Origin of the sequence: Paenibacillus terricola, from assembly GCF_014779765.1 — a bacterium.
In the GTDB taxonomy this organism is placed as follows: domain Bacteria; phylum Bacillota; class Bacilli; order Paenibacillales; family Paenibacillaceae; genus Paenibacillus_T; species Paenibacillus_T terricola.
This window is the reverse complement of the sequence record NZ_JACXZA010000001.1, coordinates 1,351,869-1,364,339: the sequence shown is the minus strand read 5'-3', so window position 1 is coordinate 1,364,339 and position 12,471 is coordinate 1,351,869. Positions and strand designations below refer to the sequence as shown.

At 49.7% G+C, this 12,471-nt stretch carries 9 protein-coding genes; all 9 read right to left on the bottom strand.

The window, feature by feature from the left end; all coding sequences use genetic code 11:
* Positions 1-85: 85 nt before the first annotated feature.
* Positions 86-1,765: a ribonuclease J gene (locus H8B09_RS06000; protein WP_191202502.1), complete on the bottom strand. Its 1,680-nt coding sequence runs from the start codon at positions 1,763-1,765 to the stop codon at positions 86-88.
* Between the two features lie 521 nt (positions 1,766-2,286).
* Positions 2,287-3,147: a 4-hydroxy-tetrahydrodipicolinate synthase gene (gene dapA / locus H8B09_RS05995; RefSeq protein WP_191202501.1), complete on the bottom strand. Its 861-nt coding sequence runs from the start codon at positions 3,145-3,147 to the stop codon at positions 2,287-2,289.
* A gap of 88 nt (positions 3,148-3,235) precedes the next feature.
* Positions 3,236-4,447, bottom strand: coding sequence for an aspartate kinase (gene dapG, locus H8B09_RS05990; protein ID WP_191202500.1), 1,212 nt, complete (start codon positions 4,445-4,447; stop codon positions 3,236-3,238).
* A gap of 238 nt (positions 4,448-4,685) precedes the next feature.
* Positions 4,686-5,279, bottom strand: coding sequence for a dipicolinate synthase subunit B (locus tag H8B09_RS05985; RefSeq protein ID WP_191202499.1), 594 nt, complete (start codon positions 5,277-5,279; stop codon positions 4,686-4,688).
* Positions 5,276-6,175 carry a dipicolinate synthase subunit DpsA gene (gene dpsA, locus H8B09_RS05980; RefSeq protein ID WP_191202829.1) on the bottom strand — a complete coding sequence of 300 codons (900 nt, stop codon included), beginning with the start codon at positions 6,173-6,175 and terminating at the stop codon, positions 5,276-5,278. Before dpsA ends, H8B09_RS05985 begins: the two co-directional genes overlap by 4 nt.
* 1,055 nt (positions 6,176-7,230) lie before the next feature.
* Positions 7,231-7,674, bottom strand: coding sequence for a dUTP diphosphatase (gene dut, locus H8B09_RS05975; protein ID WP_191202498.1), 444 nt, complete (start codon positions 7,672-7,674; stop codon positions 7,231-7,233).
* Positions 7,655-8,920, bottom strand: coding sequence for a M16 family metallopeptidase (locus H8B09_RS05970; RefSeq protein ID WP_191202497.1), 1,266 nt, complete (start codon positions 8,918-8,920; stop codon positions 7,655-7,657). The genes dut and H8B09_RS05970 overlap by 20 nt, the downstream gene beginning before the upstream one ends.
* Positions 8,921-9,126: 206 nt before the next feature.
* Positions 9,127-10,107, bottom strand: a complete 981-nt coding sequence (locus H8B09_RS05965) for a polysaccharide deacetylase family protein (protein WP_191202496.1) — start codon at positions 10,105-10,107, stop codon at positions 9,127-9,129.
* 228 nt (positions 10,108-10,335) lie between these two features.
* Positions 10,336-12,441, bottom strand: a complete 2,106-nt coding sequence (pnp, locus tag H8B09_RS05960) for a polyribonucleotide nucleotidyltransferase (RefSeq protein WP_191202495.1) — start codon at positions 12,439-12,441, stop codon at positions 10,336-10,338.
* Positions 12,442-12,471 lie beyond the last annotated feature (30 nt).

Sequence of the window (12,471 nt, the reverse complement as noted above, 5' to 3'; positions counted from 1 at the left end):
ATGCTCGTGATTATGAGAACAAAAAAAGATGCAGCCTCACGCTGTTTCCAGCGCTTCTGCTGCATCTTGTATCGTCTGTGATTGATTATACTTCCATGATGATCGGGAGGATCATTGGACGACGGCGCGTTTGCTCATACAGGAAGCGGCCAAGCGCATCCTTCACGTTCGTCTTCAGCGATGCCCACTCGTTCACATTATCGTTCATCAGCTTGTTCAGCGTCGATGTGACGATACGGTTCGCTTCATCCAGCAGTCCTTCGGATTCGCGTACATAGACGAAGCCGCGCGAGATGATGTCTGGACCGGACAAAATCGTTCCATCCTGCTTGCTCAGCGTTACAACAACAACAAGGATGCCATCCTGCGACAGCAGCTTGCGGTCACGAAGGACGATGTTGCCTACGTCGCCTACACCCAGTCCGTCGATCAGCACGTTACCAGCTTGTACCTTCGAGCCTTTGCGCGCTGCACCATTCTGGAATTCAACCGTATCACCATTATCAATGATGAAGATATTCTCACGCTCAATGCCCACCGCTTCGCCGAGCTGTGCGTGCAGACGGAGCATCCGGTATTCACCGTGAATTGGAATGAAGAACTTCGGACGGATCAAGTTGAGCATCAGTTTCAGCTCTTCTTGGCTGCCGTGACCGGAAACGTGAACGCCGGATACCGAACCTGGACCGTAGATAACGTTAGCTCCAAGACGGAACAGCTCGTCAACCGTGCGGCCAACGTGACGTTCGTTACCTGGAATTGGCGTAGCTGCGATAATAACCGTATCACCTGGCAAAATATCGATCTTGCGATGCGTCGAACGCGCCATACGCGTCAGTGCGGACATCGGCTCGCCTTGGCTGCCTGTGCACAAAATAACGACGCGATCGGCTGCCATTTTGTTCACTTCTTCCGGCTCGATGATCATTCCTTCTGGAATGTTCAGGTAGCCAAGTTCACCAGCGATCGATACTACGTTGACCATCGAACGGCCAACGACTGCGATTTTGCGACGAGTAGCAGCTGCTGCATTCACAACTTGCTGGATACGGTGAACGTTCGAAGCGAACGTTGCAACAACAACGCGTTGAGTTGCTTTGCGGAAAATCTCCTCCAGATTATGTCCGACAACGCTCTCAGAAGGCGTAAAGCCTGGACGTTCTGCGTTCGTGCTGTCCGACAGCAGGGCAAGTACACCTTTGCTGCCGATTTCAGCAATACGCTGAAGATCCGCGAACTCGCCGTTAACCGGCGTGTGATCGAACTTAAAGTCGCCTGTATGTACAACGCGGCCTTCTGGTGTATCCAAGCAAACACCCAGGGAGTCTGGAATACTGTGGTTCGTCTTGAAGAAAGTAGCTGTGATCGAGCCGAGTTGAACTTCGGAATCCGCGTTAATGAGAATACGCTTCGTCTCGCCAAGCAATCCTGCTTCCTTCAACTTGCCTTCGATTAGACCAAGCGTCAGCTTCGTACCGAAGACTGGAACATTCAGGTTCTTCAGAACGAATGGCAGACCGCCAATGTGGTCTTCGTGACCGTGTGTAACGAGGATACCGCGAACTTTGTCGCGATTCTCGAGCAAGTAAGAAATGTCTGGAATAACGATATCGATTCCGAGCATATCCTCTTCAGGGAATTTCAAACCTGCGTCAACAATGACAATATCGCTGCCATACTGAATGGCATACATGTTCTTACCGATCTCACCAACGCCACCTAGGGCGAAAATGAGCAGTTTATCTTGATTATTCTTTTTGGACAACTGAATCTATACCTCCTATAAAGCTCTGCGTAAGCGTCATCAGCTTCGAAAGCATTATTTGTTATTTTGTAATTGTATGGGCCGTATCCTTAAAACGCCGCTCTACGTTAACCGGTTTCTTCTTCATTAAAATGGCCGCACCGAGTCACTTGTACATCATTATACATGATACAAAAGATGGAATACAAGGTGAAACGACTGTTGCCTTCTTCGAACGGCATCATGCGTTTCATTCCGGTGAACGATTAGCCTGTACATATAAGCGATACCTTATATTTCAAGTGAAGTAAAAACCCGCTATTATTCGAATTCCCACTAAAGAGAAAACCTCTACCGAGGACACCGAAGACGCGCGACGCGATTAGAGGTAGGTTTTATCGCCAATAAGAATTTATTCTTTCCTTATTGCACCAGGAAATATTAACTCTTAAGTAAAAAAAACCGATGCTTCGCCACAAGCTGCGCTTGCGGCCGATGCACCGGTTACATTCCCGCTTCGGATCGGCATAAATCCGTGCCGATTAAACAAGTTGGCGCAAGTATTCGCCCTCTGCTTCTGACAATGCGACGAGCGGCAGGCGGACGCCGCCGACCGAAAGGCCTTTAAGCGCCAATGCATATTTAACCGGAGCTGGGCTCGGGTAATTAAACAAACCTTTGAAGATCGGCATACTTTGGGCATGAATTACTGCCGCTGTACGTACGTCGCCTTCCAAATAAGCGTTGATCATTTTCTTCATATTACCGCCAATTATGTGACTGGCAACGCTAACAATACCATAAGCGCCAACTGCTAATGCTGGCAGCGCTACGCTGTCATCCCCACTATAGACACGGAAGTGATCGGGTGCGGCTGCTGCAATTTCAGTTAACTGATCAAGCGGTGCACAATCTTTGGTTGCTACAATGTTAGGAATTGCAGCTAATCGCAGCGTCGTATCCGTTGTCATGCAAATGCCTGTACGTGATGGAACATTATAGAGCATAATGGCAAGCTTCGTTGCTTCAGCGATTGCTTTGAAATGCTGATAAAGTCCTTCTTGGCTTGGCTTGTTGTAATAAGGTGCTACGAGCAGGATCCCGTCAACACCACAAGCTTCCGCAATTTGGGTCAAATGAATCGTATGAGCTGTATCATTGCTTCCTGTACCTGCAATAATCTTTGCGCGTCCGCCTGCGCGTTCTACTGCGAAACGGAACAATTTCTCTTTCTCTGTATCTGTCAGCGTTGGCGATTCGCCAGTTGTTCCTGAGATAACCAAACTGTCAGATTGCTGGTCTTCAATCAAATAATCAATCAATCTACCGGCTGTTTCCCAATCAATTGCACCTTCTGCATCGAATGGTGTAGTCATTGCTGTAATTAATCTGCCAAAATCCATGACGATTCCTCCCGCTTAGTTGAAACCGTAGACTGCTTAATTTATAGATCGGAGCAAGCGGCTAATGCCGCCTGCACCGTCATTGTCGTTATAAATGCAGTTCAAACTTCGCATGCAATGCGCGCAGCGCATCTGCCATGTTCTCCTGCCGTACGAGTACCCATATCGTCGTATTGGAATCCGCCGATTGGAGGATTGGAATACCAGCCTCGCTCAGCGCCTCGACGATTCTTGCCATGATGCCGGGCACTCCGTTCATACCGCCCCCGATAACCGATACTTTGGCACAGCCGCTTACTGCACTCGGCACAAAGTCGAGCTTCTCCAGCACCTGTACTGCTTTCTCGGCATCGCGGTCAAATACCGTATATACAGCCCCTCCAGGAGTCACGTTAATGAAATCAACGCTAATGCCATGGCGAGCCATTGATTGAAACACTTGCAACTGCACATCGACCTGTCCCTCGCGGGCATAGACCGATATTTGGGTAACACCCGCAACATGAGCAATGCCTGTTACATGTTTATCTCGAACCGTTGTTCCGGCTAACGAACGGTCATCGGTTACAAGCGTGCCTTCATCCTCAGAAAACGTAGACCTCACTCGCAGCGGAATACGTGCCTGTTGAGCGATCTCAACCGCTCGCGGATGAATGACTTTCGCTCCTTGCCTTGCCATATTACAAATTTCTGCATAGCCGACTACAGTGAGAGGCTTCGCTTCCGAAACAATTCGAGGATCGGCTGTTAGAATACCGTTAACGTCGGTATAGATATCAACCCGTTCAGCACGAAGCGCGGCGCCAAGCGCTGTAGCAGACGTATCGCTGCCGCCTCTTCCGAGTGTCGTTAGTTCACTATTCTCCGTCCGTCCCTGAAATCCTGCTACAATTGCAACTTCTCCGCGCTGAAGTGTCTCTATTAATGCTTCGGTACGAACATCAAGTATACGTGCCGAACCAAATGTCGAATCTGTCACAATGCCAGCAGCTCCGCCTGTTAACCCAGTGGCGTTAATACCTTGAGAGCGAAGTTTGCTAACCAGAACAGCTGTCGAGATGATCTCACCGCAGCCTAGTAGAAGGTCTTTCTCTCTAGCGGGCAGCGCATCGCCATTGCTTGCAATCATCCGAAGGAGCGTATCTGTCGCGTACGGATCGCCTTCACGACCCATAGCAGAAACGACTACAACAAGCGCATAGCCGCGATCCCGCTCTCTTGCGATGTGGCGAATGACAAATTCCCTCGCCTGCTCTGTAGCAAGCGAGGTGCCCCCGAACTTTTGTACAAGTATTCGCATGATGTCAGTCCTCCAAATTGATCAATGAAGACTACGGACGCCGGGAGCAGCTATTCGTATGAGAGTATTGCGCGATCCAAGTAATTGTGCTGGTGAACAGCGTTCCGAACAACGTCAGTTATGAACGCACGGAAGACAACAGCCCAACTTATGCAGGGGACAATGGCATGAAGCCATTCGTCTCCCCCTGCCTCAGGCGTGTATCTATCAAGAAATAGATAATGTATTACAATTCTATCTAGTACAGAAACCGCTCGACAAGCATCGGTTGAAGCTGTTTACCTTCAAGAGCAGCTTCACACGCTTCGACTACAAGATCCATACGCGCAACCAAGGAATTCGGTTTCTGTTCCGGATTATCTTGACCAAATGGGACGAAATAAATATTCTTCGCGACAAGTAGCTTCGCAATATTGGCTGCATTCAAACCGAGACCATCATTCGTAGAAATCGCGAGAACGACAGGACGTCCGTTACGCATCTGTGCTTTAGCCGCCATTAAAGGAGCGCTGTCCGTCAATGCGTTGGCTAACCGGCTCGTCGAATTGCCCGTAAGAGGCGCAATCAGAAGTACATCTAGCAGCTTCGACGGTCCGAGCGGCTCAGCTTGAACAATCGTCGATATTATATCGTTACCCGTAATCCGTTTCAGTTCCGACTGCCAGTGTTCCGAAGTACCGAACCGCGTATCGGTCGTCATCAGCGTATGAGATGCGATTGGCACTACATTCGCTCCCAGATCGACAAACCGTTGAATATGCGGCATCACTTCAGCAAATGTGCAGTGTGATCCTGTCAAAGCGTACCCGACCGTTATCCCCGACCAGTTCATGGTCTCTCCCCCCACAGCTTCGCATTGTCCATAATTAGCTGACATAAGCAATCCGCTATGATTCGTCCAGCCGTCTTCGGCGCGACGATACCCGGGAGACCGGGAGCCAACATCGCCTTCATACCACGCTTCTCAGCGAACCGAAAATCGGTACCGCCGGGCTTCGAGGCAAGGTCGATAATGACCGCCCTGGAGGGCAAATTCGCAATAATTTGCGCTGTGACTATCATAGTCGGAATTGTATTAAAAAGCAAGTCAATGTTACCAACTTCGTGCATCAAACGATCCGTATAAAACGGGAGAAAACCCATCTCCCACGCGCGCGCATAATGCTCTTCGCGCCGTACGCCGACCTTAACTTTGGCGCCTAAACCTTGCAATGTTCTAGCGAGTGTCAGCCCTGTTCTACCAATTCCGAGCACCATACAATTCGAGCCGTGAATCGTAATATCCGTATTCTGAATCGCCATCATAATGGCGCCTTCAGCCGTCGGAATAGAGTTGTATATCGCCACATCGTCCCGTTCAAACAACTCGACGAGCCCAATGCCGTGCTCCGCGCATAGGTTCATTAGATAAGGCTTTGCCATCCCTGCATATACGACCGCATGCTTCGGCAGACGTCCGATTTGTGCTGATGTAAGCCTCAGCTCTCGATCACTGAATACGGCGGTTACAAGACCGGAATCATCTGTTCCGACAGCTGGAAGCAGAAGCACGTCCGCTGTGTCGAACAGTTCGTCTCGCAGCTCGGCGTGTATAGCGCCATCTAATGACGTATGCAGCCCTTCGAATCCGACAACCGAGACAGCAGCGTCCAACTCCGTAAGCTTGCGAATCACTTCGAGCTGACGGGCATCGCCGCCGATCAGCAGGACATGAACGCCGGTGAGCATGAAGGCTTCACTCCTTTCTGCGCTCATAAGATATAGAGCATCATATGCGATAGCCTATAAGGGGGTGCCCCTTATACCCCCATTTTTATTACTTCACCCCCTTCCCCCTCGAGGGGGAGATTTTCACCCACCCAAACCCTCCCTCTAGGGAGGGCCCCAAAGGGCGTTGCCCTCTGGACTCCCGAAGGACTGATCTAGGTACGTTGTGTTGGGGTGCCCGCTTTCGTCCTTGGCAGGACACGCTCTACTGCGAACTTGTTTGGTGATGGGCGATTCTGGTGCATACGTGTTCGACGTTCTATCGAAAGTTCTGCTTGTGATCGCTTTCGTCCCTGCGGTACACGCTTTACGTTGGGTCATCTCGCTCTAACACCAAATCCCCGTGAGGGGATTTGGTACACTTAAAATCACATTTATACAAAACCTCGAGGTTTCACCCCCTGCCCCTCAAAGGGAACTTTTCACCCATCCAGACCCTCCCTCTAGGGAGGGCCCCAGAGGGAGTTTCCTCTGAACTCCCGAAGGACTTCTCTAGATACGTTGTGTTGGAGTGCCCGCTTTCGTCCTTGTCAGGACACGCTCTCATGCGAACTTGTTTGGTTACGGACTCTTGAGGTGCATATGTGTTCGACGTGCTCGCGATCGTTCTGCTTGTGCTCGCTTTCGTCCCTACGGGACACGCTTTACATTAGGCGATCGCCCTGGTTTCGACCTTGCCTCGAGCACTCGAGCATCCATTTTTAACGATCCAATCCCTTCGACTGTTGCATATTCACTGCAACGGTCGTGAGAGAGCTTAATGAGTGCAAAACTCAGATATAACGGTTGCTATTGTGCATATTGGGGTGGTTTACGGGTGAAATATGTGTTTGAGGGATCTATAACGATTATGGTCACCGTTATCTTTAGAATTGGATGGATTACTTGGACATAGTCACTATAACAACCGTTATATTGTTCAGCATGAAGACGGCCGGGCGCATAGTTTAGTTAGAAACAAAAAAAGACCTCATCTTCCACTTACGTGGATGATAAGGTCCTGCTTTTGGTTACTTTTATACACCTGTATGGCCGAAGCCGCCGGCGCCGCGGACGGTGTCCGGGAGTTCGTCGCTCTCGGCGATGGTAACGGCCGGGACGGTCTGGAATACCATCTGGGCGATGCGTTCGCCGCGTGTAATCACGAACGGCTCTTGTCCGTGATTGATGAGCAGCACTTTCACTTCGCCGCGATAGTCAGCATCGATTGTGCCCGGTGAGTTCAGGCATGTAATGCCATGCTTGAATGCCAGGCCGCTGCGCGGGCGAATTTGGGCTTCCAGCTGCTCAGGCATAGCCATCGCGAAACCCGTCGGAATGAGCTTACGTTCGCCAGGAGCGAGCGTTGTTGGTTCCGCCACAGCTGCATGCAGATCGAAGCCTGCTGCCGCTGCAGACATGCGCTCCGGCAGTTTCACGTCCTCGTTACCGGGAAGACGTTTAAATAGTACCTGAAACAAACTGATCCCTCCTGAGTTTGGCTGCAGCTTTATCGTTCGTGCCAACCACAGCCGTTGCAAAAGGAACGCTGAGCATCTTCTTAGTCATATCTGCAATGTCTGTCATCGTAACGTCATCAATTCGTTCTAACATTTGATCCAACGTATAATGTCTGCCGAGCATCAGCTCGTTCTTGCCGTTGCGGTTCATCCGACTGCTTGTGCTTTCTAGGCTAAGAATGAGACTGCCTTTGAGCTGTTCCTTGCCCCGGTGAAGCTCCGCTTCTGTTAATCCCTTGACTGCCAATTCACCGAGAACATCCATCGTAATATTCAACACATCGGATGTCTGTTTCGGCGCTGTGCCGGCATAGATCGTGAACAGTCCTGTATCGGCAAACGACGTATGGTAGGAATACACGGAATAAGCCAAGCCGCGCTTCTCCCGAATTTCTTGGAACAGTCGGGAGCTCATGCCGCCGCCAAGCGCATTATTAAGCAGCACCATCGCATACAAATTCGGATCCGCAATAGAGCAGCCTGGGAACGATAAACAGATGTGATTTTGCTCCGTCTGCTTCTTAAAGAACAAGTAGTTGCCGTTAAACGCCGGCGTGTCCAGCGTCTCAGCTATACCCGTGTTGGTGAAACCGCCAAAATGCTTCTCCAGCAGCTCAATCAAGCTTTGCTCTTCAATGTTGCCAGCAACGCTAATAACGACATTGTCGATGCGATATTGCCGCTGCATGTAGCTGCGCAGATCACTGCTCGTCATCGCTTTCAGCCGATCTTGAAGGCCAAGAATGGAATAAGCGAGCGGATGGTCGCCATATGCCGCGCGGGACGCATCATCATGCACTTTATCATCTGGCGTATCCTCGTACATTGCGATTTCCTCAAGGATCACATTTTTCTCTTTGGCGAGTTCCTCTTCATCCAGTTGGGAATTGAAGAACATGTCTGCGAGTGCGTCTACCGCAATCGGCAAATGCTGATCAAGCACTTTGGCAAAATAGCAAGTATATTCCTTCGATGTGAATGCATTAACGTTGCCGCCAATGCCGTCGAATACATCTGCGATATCTTTCGCAGTGAACCGTTCAGTCCCTTTGAACAACATGTGCTCAATGAAATGGGAGATGCCGTTATCTTGTGTATTCTCATGCCGCGAGCCAGTCTTGACCCATATGCCAAAAGAAACCGATCTGCACGTTGGGATCGGCTCAACAATCACTCGCAGACCATTGCTCAATGAATACTTCTTCAATTAAGAGTCCTCCTTCGTTTTGACGCAAGGTGAAACGGCCGAGTCGTCCATTAAACGGCACAGTGCGTTTCATTCCAGAGAAATCCAAGCCTATATATAAGTTAAAACTTATACATCCTTGAATTTGAACATAAACGTGATTACACGAGGAGCAGAGTCTCGCCGTTCAACAGATAGTAACACTATAACAAATTAAGTGACACCGCTCAACCGCCCGTATCCGTTCGCTTTGGCGATAAAGTATCGCTGACAGTGCCAAGTTGATAGCCTTTGGACTTGATCAGCTTGATCAGATCAGGCAGTGCATCTCGTGTCGAGGCTGTTGGATGCATAAGAATAAGAGCGCCTGGCTGCAGCTTGTTGCGAATACGGCTCACCACTACTGATGCTGGCGGCTTCTGCCAATCGATCGTATCAATCGTCCACAGCACAGTCCGCAAACCAAGCGAGTGCGCCAGAGAAACCGTCAAACTATTATATGATCCTGAAGGAGGTGCAAACCACCGGTTATCGTCCACGCCAAGCACAGATTTCAACAAACCTTCCGTCTTTGTGATTTGCTGATATTGCGCATCCCTACTTAAATTTCGCATATTCGGGTGATTGTAAGCATGGTTGGAGAGCTCATGACCGGCTGCTTGAATTTTTTTCGCCAGATCGGGATTATTCCTGAGCCAAGTCCCGTCTAGGAAGAAGGTTGCCTTCACATGCTCCTGCTCAAGCGTCTTCAGAATCGGCTCAATAAACTCGTTGCCCCAAGCTACGTTGATCATGAATGAAACCATCTTCTTATTCGGATTGCCGCGATAAACCTCCTGGGCGCCGAGATCATTCAAGCTGACTGCAGGAGAAACTTCCTTATAAATAAGCTTAAGCGGTGCACCTGCATCGTTACTCACATTCGCAGCGTATGTCCGATCAATGTCGACTTCCAGACCGTTATAGCCGGGAATCGCTTTCCATACGCGATCAACCCTCGCATCGATCGGCTTTACATTCCGCTTCTCGGCCTCGGTGCGAATGTCCTGCAGCAAACGTTCATTCGTCTGATCGCTATAGGCTGGCGAAGAGTGACTGCCTACATTGCGCATCGCTTGTATGTATTCATTGAACGGTCCGTTAAGCTTCACTAAAGCAACAATAGCGATTACGCATCCGGCCATTGCCGCAGCTTTGCCGTACTTCATCCGAACTCCCACCTTTCCCATGCTCACAATGTATGAGAAAAGGGACGAGATTATGCGCATGTCCAATGGAGTAAAGTGAACCAGTTGTTACCGTTCTTTCAACGAAAAGTATGTTCTCTTGAAAATAAAAAAGAGACAGATCTAATCTGGCTCTTCGTCGTATGGGCTATTCGATTAAAATAGGACGCTGCGTGAGTTCGGCTATGCCATGAACCACACGCAGACGTTTTACTGGGAAGAAACTTCCGATTCTTGCGCCAGTACTGCTTTGCGCGACAGATTGATGCGGCCTTGTTGATCGATCTCCGTTACTTTAACCGTAATTTGATCGCCAATCTTCAGCACGTCTTCAATCTTCGCAATACGCTCAGTCGATACTTGCGAAATGTGAACGAGACCGTCCTTGTTTGGCAAGATTTCGACGAATGCACCGAATTTCTCAATCCGTTTAACCGTACCGAGGTAGATTTCGCCAACAATAACTTCGCGGACGATGCCTTCGATGATCGAACGGGCTTTTTGGTTCATTTCTTCATTAGAAGAAGCGATGTATACCATGCCGTCCTGCTCGATATCGATTTTGACACCTGTCTCTTCGATGATTTTGTTAATGATTTTGCCGCCTGCGCCGATTACATCGCGAATCTTGTCCGGATTAATGCGAAGCGTCATAATCTTCGGTGCGTATTTGGACAGGTTTTTGCGTGGCTCGCTTATTACTTCAAGCATTTTGCCAAGGATATGCATCCGGCCTTCACGTGCTTGCTCAAGCGCTTGTGTCAGAATCGCACGGTCGATACCGTTGATTTTAATGTCCATCTGAATCGCTGTTACACCTTCAGCCGTACCAGCAACTTTGAAGTCCATATCGCCGAGGTGATCTTCCATACCTTGAATATCGGACAGAATCGAGAAGTGATCGCCGTCTTTGATCAGACCCATTGCAATGCCGGCTACCGGTGCTTTAATTGGAACGCCTGCGTCCATCATAGCAAGCGTGCTCGCGCAGATACTTGCTTGCGATGTCGAACCATTCGATTCAAGGACCTCGGATACGAGACGGATCGTGTATGGGAATTCAGATTCTGGCGGAATTACTTTGGACAGTGCGCGCTCACCGAGTGCACCATGTCCGATTTCACGACGGCCTGGAGCACGCAGTGGACGAGCTTCACCGACGGAGAACGGCGGGAAGTTATAGTGATGCATGAAACGTTTAGATTCTTCTGGCGAGATGCCGTCGAGAATCTGTACGTCACCAAGCGCACCAAGTGTACAGATGCTGAGTGCCTGCGTTTGACCACGCGTGAACAGACCCGAGCCATGTGTACGTGGCAGCAACGAAGTATCGCATTCGATCGGACGAATTTCGTTCAAGCCGCGACCATCCGGACGTACCTTGTCATGCGTAATGAGTCGACGCACTTCTTCTTTGACGATGTCGTACAGCACTTCTTTCACGTCATCCATCAATTCTGGCGTTTCTGCGTATACATCGTTAAAGTGAGCAACCGTCTCTACGTTGATTGCATCGATCGCTTCTTGGCGAGCATGCTTCTCTGGAATACGGATTGCCTCGTTCAAACGATTTGCAGCATATGCGCGAACAGCTTCGTTGACAGCGCCGTCAACTGCGTGCAGCTTCACTTCCATCTTGTCTTTGCCTGCAAGAGACTGCAGTTCTTCAATCGTTGTAACGATATTGCGGATTTCATCATGGCCGAACATAATTGCTTCGAGCATTACGCTCTCTGGCACTTCATTCGCTTCAGCTTCCACCATCATGATTGCATCGCGCGTACCCGATACTACGACAAAGATGTCGCTCGCCGCTTCTTGCTCAACCGTAGGGTTGATGATGAATTGACCATCAATACGACCTACGACAACACCGCCGATTGGTCCGTTGAACGGAACGTCAGAAATCGACAATGCAGCAGAAGTACCGATCATTGCAGCGATTTCTGGCGAGCAGTCTTGATCAACGCTCATAACCAAGTTTACGATTTGGACATCGTTACGGAAGCCTTCTGGGAACAGCGGGCGAATTGGACGGTCCGTCAGACGGCTCGACAAAATCGCTTTCTCGCTCGGACGGCCTTCACGTTTGATGAATCCGCCTGGAATTTTACCGACTGCATACAACTTCTCTTCGTAATTTACAGTCAACGGGAAGAAGTCGAGGTCCTTCGGTTCCGAAGAAGCGGTTACCGTACAGAGCACAACAGTCTCGCCGTAGCGAACCGTTACAGCCGCGTTTGCTTGTTTAGCCAAACGGCCTGTTTCCAGCACGAGCGGACGTCCGCCCAGTGTCATTTCCACTTTTTGCAGCATAGTATCCCTCCTGTCAATGTTGCATGAAAT